The following is a 17323-nucleotide window of genomic DNA, read 5'->3' on the forward strand; positions in this document are numbered from 1 at the left end:
ATAAGTCTATTTATCATTTTGCCTAGATCATATACTTTTAAATTCATTACAATACTATCCAAATCTACAATATAGTATTCATCATCTTTTTTTATTATATTTTGATAATAATAACTATCATGACATATGGTTTTATTTTCATGATTCAAAGATTTATAATAGGAAGACTTATTTAATAAATTGAGAGCAAAAATGCCTCGTGTATAAAAATAATCTATATTTTCTTCATATAGTTCATCAAATTCATCTTTAAATCTCTTATAACCTATAAATTCTTTGAAATTTTTTAAGTCATTAAGATACTTTATAAAAATTTTATCCCAGTTTTTACTGTTATCCCTTATATATAATTTACTTTTATCTATTTTAGTAGTAGCTAAATGGAATTTTCCCAATAGTTTAGCACAATTAACAGCTTCATCTAGTTTTTTCATTTTGCATTCCTTACCATCTATCCATTGAATAAGATAAAAAATAAATCCCTTATATTTTACAAAAAACTTATTATCTTTTGTCTTTATATAATTAGGTACATTTTTAAAATTATTTTTTTTAAGTTCATCTACAAGAATACTGCCATTTATAGGTTTAAATTTACCGTGCCTCATCTTTTTTAAGCATAAAAGTTCTTCTTCAGTTTCTATTTTATAAACGCTTCTTACTTTTTGTATACCATTAATGTTTATATCATATTTGTTCATCACATTTTTTATCATGCTTATCTCATAATCTGTTAAATCATTGGTAGTATTGAAGTTTTTAATTAATTCCATAAAACTCCTCCTATACTCTCAATGATAAAATATACTATTTAAAAGTAAAAATTATTACAAAAAATAAAATAGATGTATTACTCTGTAATACATCTATAAAAATATTTAACCTGACTAACTTGGCGTAAGTCTCCCACGCACTCTGTGAAAGTGATTCGCACCAAATTAAAATTTGGGCTCTCTACTTTTCTTCAAGTGGGAGTTCGACGCCGAGTAAGCCATGCGTTTGCAGTTCTAAAATTCAGGTGGGGTAAAAGAATCCTCACCTGAATTTTAGAACTTGCTTCAATTAGTCAACTGTTTCTTCAACTTCTTTTATACTAAGTCCTATCTTTTTATCTTCTTTATTTACATCAAGTATTTTAGCTTTGACTTCTTCTCCTATATTTAACACATCTGAAGGTTTTGCAATTCTCTTATGGCTTATCTCAGATATATGTACAAGAGCATCTACACCTGGTTCCAATTCAATAAAAGCACCAAATGTTGCAAAGCGTACAACTTTACCTAATACTACTGATCCAACAGGATATTTTTCTTCAACATTAGTCCAAGGATCTTCAACTAGTTTTTTTAGGCTAAGAGATAATTTCTTGTTTTCTTTATCTACATCTAATATATATACTTTTACTTTTTCATTTACTTTTAATACATCAGAAGGTTTTTCTATTCTTCCCCAAGATATTTCAGATACGTGTAAAAGTCCATCAACTCCATTTACATCAATAAATGCGCCAAAGTTTGTTAATCTCTTTACTTCACCTTCTACTATTTGATCCTTTTCTAGAGACTCCCAAGTTTTTTCTTCTTCTTTTTGTTTAATAGATTTTAATAATTCTCTTCTTGACCCTACTATCCTAGTAGTATTTCTTCTTTTTGAGAATTCAATTATATTAATTTCTATTTCTTTTCCTTTATATACATCTAAATCATCCACATGATAAAGTTCTATATGTGAGGCTGGAATAAATACTCTTACACCTTTATATCTTGATACAAGTCCACCATTAACAGATTCTTTTATTGTTACTTTTATAGAAGATTTATTTTCGAAGGCTTCTTTTACAGCATTAAGTCCTTCATCTCTTTCAAGTTCACTTCTTGAAAGAACAACATAGTTGTCTTCATTTTTTAATTTAATTACCTTAGTTTCAATTTCTTGTCCTACAGTAAATAAATCAGTTAATTTTACAGATTGATCCCTTGTAACCTCACTCAAAGGAAGAATACCATCATTTTTATATCCAATGTTTAAAAATGCTTCCTTTTCGCTAATTTGTATTATTTCACCCTTTACTAATGCACCTACATATACTTTCTTTTCATTTTCATCCATCATTCTAATTACTTCATTCATACCTTCTACATTTTGTTCATCACTCATTTTATTCATTGCCTCCTTTATAATCCAATCTGGTGTTGAAGCTCCTGCTGCAACGCCTATTCTAATATTATCTTTTCCTTTATATAATTCATCAGGTATTTCACCTGAATTTTCTACATGTATTGTATTTTCACAATTACTTTTACATATTTCATAGAGTTTAGTAGTATTTGAACTATGATGACCTCCAATTACCACCATAGCATCTGAAATTTTTGCTAATTCCTCTGCCTTTTTTTGTCTTCTCTCTGTAGCACTACATATAGTATTAAAAGTCACTATATCTTTAGATTTTTTTAATAGTATAGATAGTACCTTTTCCCAGTTTTCCTGTTTTTCTGTAGTTTGTGCTACTAAACATATCTTTCCATAAACATCATCTAAATTTTCACCGAATTTAGATATTATAGCCTTATTACCACACCAGCCATTTATACCTATTATCTCTGGATGTTCTTTGTCTCCAACAATTACAATTTTATATCCATCTTCACTATATTTTTTCACTTTTTCATGTATTTTAGATACAAATGGGCAAGTAGCATTTACAATAGACAATTCTTTTTCTTCCAATAATTTTATTATATCAGGAGAAACTCCATGAGATCTTATTATTATAGTATCTGTTTTATTTAATAAATCTACATCTTTAATATCTATAGCATGAATATTATTATCTTTTAAATATTTTACTACATCATTATTATGAATTAACTGCCCTAAAGTATAAATTTTATTCTTCTTTTCTTTTTCTATACTTATTGCTATATCAACTGCTCTTTTTACACCAAAACAAAAACCTGCACTTTTTGCTAAAATAATTTTTTTCATATAAAAACCACCTCAGAATTACTCTAAAGCTTCACAAATGTCTTTCTTTATACAATTAATTATAAAGTCCACTACCTCATCTATAGACATATTAGAAGAGTCTATTACTATGGCATCTTCAGCTTTAGTTAAAGGATTTACTTTTCTATTAGAATCTATATAATCCCTTTTAATTATATCACTAAGTATTTTTTCGTAATCTACAGTTATGCCTCTACTTATTAATTCTTCAAATCTTCTCTTTGCACGTTTTTCAGGTGATGCAGTCAAATAGAACTTAAAAGCTGCATCCTTCAAAACTACCGTTCCAATATCTCTGCCATCCATAACTACATCATATTTTTCAGACATGTTCCTTTGAAGTCTTACTAGTCTTTCTCTTATTTCAGGAATAGCAGCATAATTTGACACCTGCTTGCTTATATCTGGCATATTTACTTTATCACTTAAATCCTCATTATTGACAATAATTTTATCATTATAAAAATGCATTTCTAATGAGTCAGCTAATGTACACAATTTTTCAATTTCCACATAGGATATATTACTTCTAATAGCAAGTACAGTTATAGCTCGATACATTGCTCCTGTATTTATATACATAAGCTTAAACTTTTCTCCTACTATTTTTGCTATGGTACTTTTACCTGCCCCAGCAGGACCATCTATGGCTACAGACAATCTCAATTAAAATCCGCCTTTCTTGCACAAAAGTTTACTTCTTAGAATTATATTCTATAAAAAATTTTAAAATCCTTTAAACTTATAATAAATTTATATAAATATTATTTTACTTTCCTAATAATAAAAATTAAACTATATTATTTTTATTTATGACTAATCTATACTCTTTCCTGCCAAGTATCCTGTTGAGAAAGCTATTTGTATATTATATCCACCAGTATATGCATCCACATCCATTACTTCTCCTGCAAAAGATAAATTATTTATAAATTTTGATTTCATAGTAGAAGGATCTATCTCTTTTACATCTACGCCACCGGAAGTAACTATAGCTTCTTTAATATCTCGAAGTCCTTTAACATTTAGGGTAAAATTTTGTATAATATCAACAATTTTTCTTCTCTCATCTTTAGTTATAGAATTTACCTTTTTATTTTCATCTATACCAGAAAGATTCACAATAGTACTAATTAATTTTTGAGGAAGCAGGTCATTTAAAGAGTTTTTAAAATCTTTATTTGAAAACTTTATAAAATCTTTTTGTATTCTCTTATCTAATTCTTCACTTTTTAATGCTGGTTTTAAATTTATTACAGCTAACATATTAGCTTTTTCATTAACTACCCTACTAGCCTTTAATACTATAGGACCAGATATTCCATAATGAGTAAATAACATTTCTCCAAACTCCCTATACACTACTTTATTTTTATTTTTAATAAGCAGTTCTACATTTTTAAGAGAAAGTCCCTGGAGATCTTTTATCCAAGATTCCTTTAGTTCTATAGGCACTAATGATGGTTTGATTTTTGTGATATTGTGACCAACTTTTTTTGCAAAATTTAATCCGTCTCCAGTAGAACCCGTTTGTGGGTAGGAAAGTCCTCCAGTACATATTATAAAATGATCCCCTTTAATTATTTTTCCATCTTCTGTTACTAAACTTTTTATAGTATCATTTTCTATATTAATATTGCTTATACGTGAATTTAACATAACTTCTACGTTTTTATTTTCTAAAGCTCTTCTTAAAGCATTTATTACATCAGAGGATTTATCAGACTTAGGGAAGAGTCTATCTCCTCTTTCAACTTTTAAACTGACTCCCATTTCTTCGAAAAAATCTATAGTATTAACATTACTATATGTATATAAAGAACTATATAAAAATTCTGGATTTCCAGGTATGAAATCAAAGAAATCACTTATATCCTTATTATTAGTTACATTACATCTTCCCTTGCCTGTAATGTATAATTTTTTCCCTAATTTCTCATTTCTCTCTATTAATGTAACTTTGTTTTTGTCAGCCGCTGAAACAGCAGCCATAATACCTGCAGGTCCGCCTCCAACAACTATAACTTTTTTCAAAAAATCACTCCTTTGCAAAATAAAAAAGTAGGTTTTTCCTACTTTTCCTCATTTCCCTTGAATGAATAAACTTGATATTCTTTCCATATGTTTTCAAGATCCTCAAATGTACGAGATATTTTCTCCTTTTCTCTAAGACCTACAGCTACGATTAAAGCATTTATTACACTCAAAGGTGCTACTAAAGAATCTACAAAAGATGCCATATTACTTTGAGCTATAAGAGTATAATCAGCTTTAGTAGCTAAAGGTGAAAGTAAACTATCCGTTATTGCTACAACTTTTGTACCCCTACTTTGTGCATAGTTAAGAGCTTCTATAGTTCTTATAGCATATCTTGGAAAACCTATCCCTATTACTAGATCTTCATCAGATATATTTATTAATTGCTCAAATATATCACTCATACCATATGCAACTATATTAACATTATCTAAAATTAAATTTAAATAAAATCCAAGGAATTCAGATAATGCAGTAGAGCTTCTAAGACCTATTATGTATATTTTCCTAGCTGCAAAAATACAATTAACTACTTCTTCAAAAGCGCGATGATTTATTTTTTCTAAAGTAGTTCTTATATTTTCCATGTCAGATTTCAAAACACCTTTTAGTGCATTTTCTTCACTTATAAAATTATTTGAAAGTTCCAGTCTCTGGACTGTCGTCAATTTATTTTTTATCAATTCCTGTAAAGCTTTCTGGAGCTTCGGATAACCACTAAATCCTAGTTCGTTAGCAAATCTTACTACAGTGGATTCACTTACTCCAACGCTAATTCCTAATTTTGCTGCTGTCATAAATGCAGCTTTATCATAATGCTTTAATATGTACTCAGCTATTAATTTCTGGCCTTTACTAAGTCTTTGAAATTTTAACTGAATAGTTCTCATCAAGTCTTGCTTGCTATTTTCAGTACTATTATCCATATAAATCAGCCCTTTCTCCAAAATGAAGACTCAAGTAAAATATTCACTTAATTTTATCATCAAATCACAAACTTATCAATGATGTATTCATTTTCAATGCAAATCCGCCAAAAAGTAATTCATTTATCTAAAATTTTAGACAAATGAATTACAAATTTTTAAGATATTGTATTTCTGTATCATTTAAATATCTCCACTGGCCTTTTTTTAAATCTGAACTTAAAATTATTTCACCAACAGATATTCTTCTCAATGTAATAACGGGATGCATTATAGCCTTGCACATTCTTCTTATCTGCCTTTTTTTGCCTTCATGTATTGTTATTTTTACTCTGCATTCATCTCTATTACTATCAATAATCTTAAAATTCGCTGGTGCAGTAATATAATTTCCTATATCAATGCCAATGCAAAACTTTTTTATTTCTTCTTTTGAAGGTACACCTTTTATAGTTGCCTCGTAAACTTTATTTATTTTTTTCCCTGGATGTATTACTTTATTATATACATCACCATCATTAGTCATAATTAAAAGTCCCGAAGTATCATAATCCAATCTTCCTATAGGAAAAATTCTCTCCTTTACCTTTACTAAATCAAGAACTGTCTTTCTACCTCTTTCATCTTTTAATGTAGATAAATATCCTTCTGCTTTATTTAGCATTATATAAATCTTATTTTCTTCAAGGAAGATCTTAGTGTTATCAACTAAAACCTCATCTAAATTTATATCTATTTTAATTCCCAATTCATTAACTACATTACCATTAACCTTTACTCTTCCAGCCTCTATTATTCTCTCACAGCTTCTTCTTGATGCTACTCCACAGCTAGCCATAAATTTTTGCAATCTTTCTTCCATATTAATCACCTATTAACTAATTTAAATTATTTATATACTTTTATCAAATTATAAATTTACATAATGAATTATATATTTTATATAGATTAAAATCAAATAATTTGTATAAAAATTCATTTGTTTTGTTATTTCTATATTATAATTATACATTATTTTCATATAAACATACTGTATAGTGAAGTTTTATTTTGTTAACAATAATGTTGAGGTGATAATTTATGATAAGAACTATAGGCGTAGAAAAAGGATTAAGTAACGTAGAAAGTTTTTTAAAAAGCAGAGGCTATAACATTAAAGAATTTGAAAACAATGAGCTAAATGATAAAAAGTTTCTTAACGGTGTTGACTTTATAGTCTCCACTGGACAAGACGACAATTTCATTGGAATTGAGAATTCTTCCACAAAAGTTCCAATTATTTCAGCAGAGGGAAGAACTCCAGAAAACATAGAAAAACAAATAATAAGAGAAAGATAGAAGTTTTCAATTATTATTTAGAAAATTATACTTCATACTAGTAACATCTAATAAGGCTTAATGAGTATTTTATGAATACTTGTTAAGCCTTATCTATGTATATAAAATAAGTTTAGTAAATATAATTATAATATTGTTATTATTTTCTATGAATGATAAAATAAAGTTATATAATGTATATTAGGAGGGGCTTAAAATGAGCAAGAAAATTAAAAATTTGAATGAACTCAAAGACGCCACTATTGATGCTTCTAAAATTACTGCTAAAAAGGTAATAGATGCATCCGAAGTAGCTAAGGAAAACTTGCACAAGAACTTCAATGACTTAAAAGGTGTTACTATTGATGTTTCAAAATCTACTGCCCAAAAAGTAATTACTGCTTCTGAAAATGCAAAGAAAACATTTACTAAAACTTCTGGTGATCTAGCAAAAGTAGTTAATATAAAATCTATTAAAGAAAATATTGAACCACCTTTGAATAAATCTAAGGGAAACATACAAAAAAACTTCACTGATTTAAGGGATGCTACTATTGATGCTTCTAAAGTTACAGCTCAAAGGGTAATAACTGCTTCTGAGGAACTAGTAAACTCAGTTAAAAGCAATCTTAATAAACCTAAATCCTTTAGTAAAGCTCTCTATATACAACATTTTGGTAAAGAAGTAAGTGAAGACTATTTGTTAAAGCAATTTAAATTAAAGTGGGCTGAGACTTACAAATTATCAGATGTTAAAGACTTGAAAATATACTATAAAGTCGAAGAAAATACTGCTTACTATTTAGTAAATAATGAAACTACTATATCAATAAAATTTATATAATTCATGCATAATTAAAAATTTGCATCATAAAATTATTGAAATTTAATAATTTTATGATGCTTTTGTTTTAGGCATATTCAAATAAATAACTAGTCAGTATGCTAGTCTATTTTGAATCCTACTACGTCAACAGAACCCTCAGATAGCTAACTATCTGAAGAACCTATTTCCTTGTAGGCTTCAAAATAGACGTCGCATCTTTGACTTACTATTTATTTTCATATGCATTATTTAAGTACTTTATTTTAGAATTACGATTAAATTGTTTAGAAATTAATGATTATTATATTGCTTTTGTTCTCTTTAAATAAATGTATAATTTTGATAAGGCCTCTTGAATTATGCCATCATTTTCAAAAGCATGTAAGCCACTGAATATTAACATCTTTTCAGCTTTATTCCCAATTTTATTTACTAAAACCGCATCATATTTTGAAAGCAGACTTATCCTTCCAATTAATTGAGAATCATCATGTCCTCCTCCAGAGCATGAGCCACTTCCACAGCTACCTTGAGAACCACTACCACAGCCTCCACCAAAACTTCCACTGTTAGTCCTATCTAAACTACGTACTTTTTTTGAACTATATTTTTTACTTTCATTGATTATGTCTTCTTCCTTAATATCAAATGTTTCAGCATACTGGTTAGTTCCATCTTCAAAAACTTCAAATACATAAAATTTATTTCCACTCCCAAAATGTTGATTAATAACCTTTCCATCACTGCTTCCTACAGCAATTTTAATAGACATAAATAATTCCTCCTTAAAATAATATATATTAGAACCTAATTTTTCATTTATAATTCCAATGAAAAATTACCGAATTTACATATTTCATGAGATCATATAAAAATAGATAGAGATGCTACTCCAACATCTCTATCCATTTTAAATTACGCGTTAAGTCATGTTTTCTTAAAAATATTATTTATTATTGTATTTAGGCACATTCAAATAAATAACTAGTCAGTATGCTAGTCTATTTTGAATCCCAACGCGTCAACAGAACCCTAAGATAGCTCACTATCTTAGGAACCTAGTTCCTTGTTGACTTCAAAATATACGTCGCATCTTTGTCTTGTTATTTATTTTCATATGCCTTAACCTTTTTCTAATTCATTAGTTTATATAGATATAGCGTTAACTCTTTGATTGAAATTCTTATTACTTAAAATAGAAGAGTAAATTTCTTCAATAAGATTTAATCCCCCAGTATAACCAATATAAGTTTTATTTACAATTAGTTTATCTAAAATTGGATTACTTATATAAACTACTGGTGCATTTAAATCTTCAGATAACTTATCTTCCCAGGTGCTTCCTAAAATGAGGGTTTTTCTGGGAATATTTACATCATTTCTTATTATTTTTTCTATAGCTCCCCCATCAGTTTCAAAAAATACCTTTCCTTTATATTCCTCATGAATTCCTTCAAATATATTTGTAACATTATCTTTATATTTTTCTGGAACATTATCTATTAAAAAAGCACCCTTAGGAACATATCCTAATTCATTAATCAGGAAATTACTCGCACCTATTGCATAAGCAGAATCAGCAATAGTATACAATTCAAAAGGTAATCCTGCCCTTCCTTCAGCTATAAAGTCACCAATATCCAAAAAGTATTTATAAAATGAAAATTCCTCTTCCTTTATTACTTGTTCAACCTTATCTTTATCAAGATTTGCAAACTCTCCAACAGTTCTTAAAAATTTACTAGTTGCAACAGCTCCAACAGGTAACTCTTGATAATGAAGAAATTTAGTTCCAAATTTTCTTTCAAGAAGTTTTGCCGCCTTTAATCCAACCCATGGGTTTAGCACTAAATTAAATTCTGCATTAGGAATATCCTTCCACTCTTCAACACCTTTACTCTCATACCCAAAAAGTATATTTACTTCTAAGCCTATAGCAGTTAAAATTCTTTTTATTTCCTTTAAATCACCTCTCCAAAATGGATCTTGATTTGGAACAACTGAAAATACATTTACTAAGACCTTTCTAACCTTCGGCTTAACATCTCCTATATATTGTTCAATTATGCTTTTTATTACAAGCTCATGACCTACGTAGTTACTTCCTTTAAAGCCTGCTGTTTCTGCATTAATAACTGATTTTCCTTCTCTTTGATATTTGCTAGCTATAGATATAACATCATCTCCAACTATATCTGCTGTACATCCTGTCAAAACCACAAATAATTTGCCCTTAAGTACCTTTAATGCACCATCAATTGTTTCATCAAGTTTCTTCTCTCCACCAAAAACTATATCCTTTTCTGATGAATTTGTACAAGGTATGTGGGTTCCTCCAAAATCACTTTCACCTTGATAACCTGCTGATGTTGTTAAAGCTAATGAAACTTTGTTACTGCAACCAGGCCCACAGTGTAAAACTGGTACTACTCCTCTTATTGCAAGAACCGTATGTTGTGCTCCTATTGCACAAGTATATCTTGGCTGTTCAATTACGTTACCCAAGTTTTTTCCCTCCCTTTGCAAATGTAAATGAGTCCTGCTTTGACCACCAATCCGTATATGGTGACTCAAAATGTTTAGCTAATGTTTCAACATATTTTTGGGTTTTTATTGCCTCATAAACTTTTTCTCCTAAAGCAATTACTCCATCATAACCTATTATCATGTTTGGATCAGCTAAATGAAAAGCTGGTATGCCTAATTTATTAATTACTACTGCAATTCCTGGATGCCTTACAAGTACAAAATCGGGTTTAAATTCTTTTAGTATATTTGTAAATTGATAAGGCTGCTTATTAGTTACACAATAATTTTCAACATCTCCAATATGCTTTAGCATGTTCCCTACTGTATTAAGTTCTTGATAATCATTATCATAAGCTTGGTCGTGGTGGAAAGCTACCGCTCCTATTACTTCAAGTCCTAGGGAATCAGCAACACTTACATAGCTTTGAACAATTGCATCTCCAGCCATAATATATATTTTCTTTCCTTTTAGCTTTGCTCTAAGATCGTCCAATTTAGGCTTAATTTTCTCATGTTCTTGCTTTATTACTTCTTCAACTCTTTCTTCCTTATTTGTCATTCTCCCTATTTCTCTTAACCATTCATCAGTCCATTTTATCCCTGTTGGAACAGGTGCCCTAACCTCAGGTACATCAAATTCACTTTCTAAAGCTGCTGCCACATATGAAGCTAAAGTTTCACATATGTTTGCTGTTGCCACTGCATCTGATATATTCTCAATTTCTTCAATAGTCGAAAATGGGAACAAATATCTTGGTTTTAAATCAAGTTTTCCTAATAAATCATCAAATACGTGAGCTCCCTGAAAATTAATAATATTTATATAATTAGTCTTTTTACTAGATTTCTTAACTATCTTTCTTAATATTGCATGCCCAGATGCATCAAAACCAGTTGTCCAAACTTTAGATTTAAATCCTTCGCAATAAACAGGTACAACATTAATACCCGTTTCTTTACTTAAATTATCTGTTAAACTTTCTAAATCTTCTCCAATAATTCCTGAAGCACAGGAGGCAGTTACAAATACTACCTTTGGATTAAATCTTTCTTTTGCAAGCAGCACAGCTTCTCTTAATTTACTTGATCCACCATATATAGTATCTTTTTCTTCAAGATTTGTACTTATGGCTTTAAAATTTCCAATATCTATTCCTCTCAATGCAGATCCTCTTCTAATATTATTCTGTGCCGTAGCGAAATCTGATGCACAGCCAATTGGTGCATGATTTATAACTACGGACCCAATAATATTTGATACAATTCCAAAAGCACAGGAAGATGAACAAGCTCCACACTGGCTAAAACTTCTTTCCTGTGATTTTATACTACGCTCTAGAGATTTTTCATAAATATCTTGTGCAGAGCCATTATAGGATATAATTGCCCCTAATCTCTTATCTCTTATATCCAGTTCTGGTAAATTTAGATTTATTGCCATTTAAACCACCTCTTCATTTTTTATTAATTCCTTGTTATAACCCTCTAATATTTACATTAGGCATCTGAAAATAAATAAGAAGTCAAAGATGCGACGAATATTTTGAATCCAACAAGGAAACAGGTTCTGATGATAGTTTGACTATCAGAGGGTTCTGTTGACGCAGTAGGATTTAAAATAGGCTAGCATACTGACTTAGTTATTTTTTGAAGATGCCTTAAATCAACTGTAATCTTCAAAGTATTTTGTTAGTTCTCTGCAAAGTAGAATATAATCTCATGATTAACACATTCTTTTTTCTAATATTATTGCAAGTTTCTAAATAATATAAAATGATCATGTAATTAAAGGTTAAAAATTAATTACATGCAAAAAGGAGCACAAAATTCAATAAAGAATATTTGTCCTCCGGTTTTCCAGTTAGAAAATAATCATTTCTATATTTTTTAAGCAATAGCACTATGTAGTAAGCTGTTAATTTATATCCATGTTTGCATATATGTTTTATATGATTTTCAGTTTATCTTATTGCTTATCTATTGTCAAGGGTTTTTTAATTTTATTTCATTGCCCATTATTATATCATATATAAAAAAATAAGTTACTACTAATTAACCTGCATTAGTAACACAAATTCCCTCATATAAATATGCTATTATAAAGGTCTTTATTTATCATTTTGGAGGTCAAAATATGAACTACGAAATAAAAGATTGTATTGATGCTGGAACAGAATACTGCCCTTGTCATCTTGCTGAAACAGGTGATTGTTTGCTTTGTTCTCATTTACAAGGGAAAAATTTTTGCGACTGTACAAATTGGAAAGGAGTTTGTATATATCAGGAATATGCCTGGAATGGAAACCATGCAAAACAACTAAGAAAGGTCTCTTTATGTAAAATACTAAAAAAAGAAGAATTAACTAAAAATGTTGTTTGCTATACCATAAATGCTAGGCATAAACTTGTTCAAGAACTATCACATCCTGGTAGCTTTGTTTTTGCAAGAAATCCTAAAAGCAATGGATACTTTGATGCCCCTATCTCGGTAATGGATACAGATGTAAATGAAAACATTATAAAACTAGTTATAGAGTCAAAGGGAATAAAAACTAAGACTATTGATATGCTTAAAGAAAATGATAACATAGCCATTAGAGGTCCCTATTGGAATGGAGTCCTTGGTTTAAAAAATATATATCAGAGTAAGGATAGAACTTCCCTACTTATTGCTAGAGGTATAGGTATGGCACCTATGATACCAGTAATGAAAAAACTTTATAGTAATGGTAATAAAATAATTGCAGTAATTGATAAATCTAGTTTTAAGGATATATTTATAAAAGAACAGCTAAATTTATGTGATGCTACGCTAATTGAATGCAATGTTTTAGAAAGTAATGGCACTCTTTCTAATGAGCTAAAAGATATTATAAAAAAATATGAAAAAGATGTGAATTTAATATACTGTGCAGGTCCAGATATATTCATAAGTAACATTCTTAATGAAACCAATGATAATATTAAAATTGCATGCTGTAATAACGCAAGAATGTGCTGTGGTGAAGGTATCTGTGGTACTTGCAGCACAAGATATGATGGTGATGTTGTAAAAAGATTATGTAAATTACAAATTGATCCTAAATTTATATTTAAGGATAGAAGATCATTATAGTTGAAATATAATTTTTATCAATTTGGGGAGGCTTATTTTATATGAAAGTTATAATTATTGGTGGCGGTTGGTCTGGCTGTGCAGCAGCTATTACAGCTAAAAAATCTGGTGCTGAAGTTGAACTATATGAAAAAACCGATATGCTATTGGGGCTTGGTAATGTTGGTGGCATAATGAGAAACAACGGTAGATTCACAGCTTCTGAAGAACTAATTGCCTTAGGAGCTGGCGATTTAATAAACATAACAGATAAAAATTCTAGACATAAGAATATTGATTTTCCAGGTCATAAACATGCTTGGCTTTATGATGTAAATAAAATAGAACCAGCAGTTCGTAAATATATTAAAGATTTAGGTATATCAATAAACTTAATAAATAGAGTAATTGATGTTAAAAAAACAGATAATAAAATAGAAGGAATTTACCTTTCAGATGGCAGTTATGTAACTGGAGATGTATTTATAGAAACTACTGGCTCTACTGGTCCTATGGGTAATTGCTTAAGATATGGTAATGGATGCTCTATGTGTGTACTCAGATGCCCTTCCTTTGGTCCAAGAGTAAGTATAAGTAGTAGAGCTGGTGTGGATGATATTCAAGGTGAAAGAGAAGATGGAAACCTTGGTGCTTTCAGTGGTTCTTGTAAACTGGCCAAGGAATCCCTAAGTGATTCAATAGTTAAACAATTAGATGAAAAAGGTGTAGTTATATTAAAAATTCCACCAGAAGATATAAATTTAGATAAACTTAAAATAAAAGTTTGTCAGCAGTATGCATTAAAGGAATTTGCAGAAAATGTAATTCTTTTGGATACTGGTCATGCAAAACTAATGACCACCTTCTATCCATTAGAGAAGCTGAGAAAAATACCTGGTCTTGAAGAAGTTAAATATATAGACCCCTATGCCGGTGGAAAGGGAAATTCTATTCGTTATTTATCTGTTGCTCCAAGAAATGATGACATGAGAGTAAAGGGAATAGATAATCTATTCTGCGGTGGAGAAAAAGGTGGATTATTTGTAGGTCATACAGAAGCTATATTAACAGGTAGCTTGGCTGGGCATAACGCTGTAAGAAGTACTTTGGGAATACCTCCTCTAATTCTACCTAGAGATTTAGCTACTGGAGATATTATAGCTTTTGCAAATCACATGATGATGGAAAAAGACGGTAGAAGAAAAAGGTATACCTTTGCAGGATCTGAATACTTTAAAAGAATGAATAAATTAGGTCTTTATAGTACTGATATAAATCAAATAAAAAGTAAAGTTGATAAGTTAAATCTAACTAATGTATTCAACGAAAAACTATTATAAAAAACTAAGTATATAAATTTATAAAGTTATGTAACATAAAGGAGTACTTATAAATAAGAATGGTACTCCTTCTTTTATACTTGTATAATAATGAGCTTTTTATAAAATTTATAGTAATTTATATTTTAATTCTACTTATTTTCATTATAATTAATAATATAGCAGTAAAATTTATTTAAAGGTAGGTGTTTTAATTTTGCTAGAATATAAAGATAAATCTTACATATGCCATTTAGATCTTGGATTTGAACAAATAAGAGGTAAATGGAAAGCTGTAATACTATGCCACTTATTTGAAGGACCAAAGAGATTTCTTGAACTTCAAAGAGTTACATGTGGAGTAAGTCAAAAAGTGTTAAATGACTCTTTAAAGCAGTTAGAGGAAGATAAACTTATAAGTAAACATATATATGCAGAAGTTCCTCCAAAAGTAGAATATTCATTAACCCAAAGAGGATTAGAATTAATTCCTGCTTTGAAAACTATTGAAAAATGGTCTAGGAAATATTTTTCTAATATATAAGGTATATAAATTAAAAAAAGAGATGTATAACAATATATAGATATCCATTGTTATACATCTCCTATCTATTTTACTACTAAAAATAATTATTAGCATATAATTTCTAGTAATTAGATAAAGCCACTCTCAACTTTAATGAGTATTTATTATTTTTGAAACATCCCCATCTAATTCCTATTAAAAAACCATTTTTTCATAGTTGAATTTTGTTTTACATTATTTTCAACCACTAAAGGTTCGGAATATATTAATTTATCATTTTCATAAACTTGAACTTTCCCAAGTTTATCTCCTTTGTTAACAGTTTTATTAATAGTTTTTGGCAATACACATTTAGTAGTATAATTTTTGTTATTTGCATAAGGTAATACTATATCATCATTTATTAATAATTTAAGGTTATTATTCTTATTTACTGGAATTTCTTTAATAAGTTGATCCTTTGAATATAATTTTTTGTAAGAATAATTATCTTTAACGTATTTATATATTTTTTCTGTTTCTCTCCACCTTGGTGTACAATTTAGTACTACAAAAATAACATCATGACCATCCATATTTACAGATGTAACTAAACATTTTCCAGCATTGCCAGTGTATCCTGTTTTAACTCCATTTGCGCCGGGTATTTGATATAATATCTTATTTATATTATGGTAGCTTCTCGTAAAATTCATTTCTTTAGCATCCACGTCTTTACAAGCAACTATATCATTAAAAATTTTATTTTCTTTAGCTTTTGCAGTTATTAAAGCTAAATCATAAGCTGTACAATAGTGATTTTCACTATCTAGTCCATGGGGAGATTCAAAATGAGAATTAAAAGCACCAATTTCAACTGCGTATTCATTCATTAATTTTAAAAATCCATCTACATTTTTACCTACATTTTCTGCTAAGGCGATAGCTGCATCATTACCGGATTTAAACATCAACCCATATAATAATTCTCTTTCAGTTACAATCTCCCCTTCCTTATATCCAACTGTTGATCCTCTAACACTTGCTGATACTTTGGATATAGTAACTTCTTTATCTAAATTTCCGTATTTTATAGTAACAAGAGCAGTCATTATTTTTGTTGTACTTGCCATAGGAATAATCATATCTGAATTTTTTTCATATAGTACAAGTTTAGATTTACTATCTAATGCTATTGCTGCTCTTGCATCTACATTTATTCCTTCTGCATACACATTGCAGGTTATCATATTTATTAAGCAAAAAGAAATTATGGAAATTATAATTCTATTAAGCTTTTTAAATTTCACTTTTACACCTTCTTTTCATATGTTATTGTTAATTTTTTAATTTATTATCTTTATTAAAATGTCTTAATTTATTATTTGTATAAAATTAAAATCTATCCGTTAAGTTTACTTTTTATCTAATTTACATAATATTTAATATGTAAATTAGATTGCATCATAATTATTTTGTTTCATATATTTACTACATATTTATAAAATTAGTTCATTTTGGTTATAATATGTAATATTAGTAATTTTGGAGGACTGAATGTGCATATTATAATAGCTCTTGTAATTATAACTATAATAATATTTTTTTCCTATACCAATACATTTTAAATTGCATTATTATAATAACAATTTACATTTATATATATACGGAAAGAAGTTAAGTTTCAAAAAAAAGAGTAACTAAAAACATAAAAAATGATATAAGAAGTAAAGACTATATTGGAATTATTAAAAAAATATA

General features: G+C 28.7%; 15 protein-coding genes. 5 read left to right on the plus strand and 10 right to left on the minus strand.

Annotated features, from left to right (window positions below; translation table 11 throughout):
• The 6 genes from RH99_RS13880 to RH99_RS13905 all read right to left on the minus strand — a co-directional run.
• Positions 1 to 773, minus strand: a 773-nt coding sequence (locus tag RH99_RS13880) for a CotS family spore coat protein (protein WP_010239355.1), incomplete at its 3' end; no start/stop codon positions are given.
• A 289-nt stretch (positions 774 to 1062) separates the two neighbouring features.
• Positions 1063 to 2988: a bifunctional 4-hydroxy-3-methylbut-2-enyl diphosphate reductase/30S ribosomal protein S1 gene (locus RH99_RS13885; protein WP_010239357.1), complete on the minus strand. Its 1926-nt coding sequence runs from the start codon at positions 2986 to 2988 to the stop codon at positions 1063 to 1065.
• Positions 2989 to 3006: 18 nt separating this feature from the next.
• The gene (cmk, locus tag RH99_RS13890; protein WP_010239358.1) at positions 3007 to 3675 is read right to left on the minus strand and encodes a (d)CMP kinase; all 669 of its coding nucleotides are present in this window, start codon (positions 3673 to 3675) and stop codon (positions 3007 to 3009) included.
• Between the two features lie 150 nt (positions 3676 to 3825).
• Positions 3826 to 5043 (minus strand): BaiN/RdsA family NAD(P)/FAD-dependent oxidoreductase, encoded by a 1218-nt coding sequence (locus tag RH99_RS13895; protein ID WP_010239360.1) that lies wholly within the window; start codon positions 5041 to 5043, stop codon positions 3826 to 3828.
• Between the two features lie 38 nt (positions 5044 to 5081).
• Positions 5082 to 5972, minus strand: a complete 891-nt coding sequence (locus RH99_RS13900; RefSeq protein WP_010239363.1) for a MurR/RpiR family transcriptional regulator — start codon at positions 5970 to 5972, stop codon at positions 5082 to 5084.
• 148 nt (positions 5973 to 6120) lie between these two features.
• Positions 6121 to 6834: a pseudouridine synthase gene (locus RH99_RS13905; RefSeq protein ID WP_010239371.1), complete on the minus strand. Its 714-nt coding sequence runs from the start codon at positions 6832 to 6834 to the stop codon at positions 6121 to 6123.
• A gap of 218 nt (positions 6835 to 7052) precedes the next feature.
• On the opposite strand from RH99_RS13905, the gene RH99_RS13910 reads away from it, so the two are divergent.
• Positions 7053 to 7310, plus strand: a complete 258-nt coding sequence (locus RH99_RS13910; protein ID WP_010239373.1) for a YkuS family protein — start codon at positions 7053 to 7055, stop codon at positions 7308 to 7310.
• Positions 7311 to 7506: 196 nt separating this feature from the next.
• Complete coding sequence (locus RH99_RS13915) at positions 7507 to 8133, plus strand: DUF6465 family protein (RefSeq protein ID WP_010239375.1); 627 nt, start codon at positions 7507 to 7509, stop codon at positions 8131 to 8133.
• Between the two features lie 283 nt (positions 8134 to 8416).
• On the opposite strand, the gene RH99_RS13920 is transcribed toward RH99_RS13915, so the two are convergent.
• The 3 genes from RH99_RS13920 to RH99_RS13930 form a co-directional block, all read right to left on the minus strand.
• The gene (locus tag RH99_RS13920) at positions 8417 to 8887 is read right to left on the minus strand and encodes a NifB/NifX family molybdenum-iron cluster-binding protein (protein WP_010239377.1); all 471 of its coding nucleotides are present in this window, start codon (positions 8885 to 8887) and stop codon (positions 8417 to 8419) included.
• A 374-nt stretch (positions 8888 to 9261) separates the two neighbouring features.
• Positions 9262 to 10620 carry a nitrogenase component 1 gene (locus tag RH99_RS13925; RefSeq protein WP_010239378.1) on the minus strand — a complete coding sequence of 453 codons (1359 nt, stop codon included), beginning with the start codon at positions 10618 to 10620 and terminating at the stop codon, positions 9262 to 9264.
• A complete protein-coding gene (locus RH99_RS13930) occupies positions 10613 to 12085 on the minus strand; it encodes a nitrogenase component 1 (protein WP_010239380.1) in 1473 nt (490 codons plus the stop codon). The genes RH99_RS13925 and RH99_RS13930 overlap by 8 nt, the downstream gene beginning before the upstream one ends.
• Positions 12086 to 12778: 693 nt before the next feature.
• On the opposite strand from RH99_RS13930, the gene RH99_RS13935 reads away from it, so the two are divergent.
• The 3 genes from RH99_RS13935 (at position 12779) to RH99_RS13945 (ending at position 15601) form a co-directional block, all read left to right on the plus strand.
• Positions 12779 to 13759: a sulfide/dihydroorotate dehydrogenase-like FAD/NAD-binding protein gene (locus tag RH99_RS13935; RefSeq protein WP_010239381.1), complete on the plus strand. Its 981-nt coding sequence runs from the start codon at positions 12779 to 12781 to the stop codon at positions 13757 to 13759.
• Positions 13760 to 13800: 41 nt separating this feature from the next.
• Positions 13801 to 15078, plus strand: coding sequence for an FAD-dependent oxidoreductase (locus tag RH99_RS13940; protein ID WP_010239382.1), 1278 nt, complete (start codon positions 13801 to 13803; stop codon positions 15076 to 15078).
• Between the two features lie 196 nt (positions 15079 to 15274).
• Positions 15275 to 15601, plus strand: a complete 327-nt coding sequence (locus RH99_RS13945; RefSeq protein WP_010239383.1) for a winged helix-turn-helix transcriptional regulator — start codon at positions 15275 to 15277, stop codon at positions 15599 to 15601.
• Positions 15602 to 15768: 167 nt separating this feature from the next.
• Here the strand turns inward: RH99_RS13945 and RH99_RS13950 are convergent, their stop codons facing one another.
• A complete protein-coding gene (locus RH99_RS13950) occupies positions 15769 to 16872 on the minus strand; it encodes a D-alanyl-D-alanine carboxypeptidase family protein (RefSeq protein WP_010239384.1) in 1104 nt (367 codons plus the stop codon).
• Positions 16873 to 17323 lie beyond the last annotated feature (451 nt).

This window comes from Clostridium arbusti SL206 (assembly GCF_000246895.1).
GTDB lineage: Bacteria > Bacillota > Clostridia > Clostridiales > Clostridiaceae > Clostridium_I > Clostridium_I arbusti.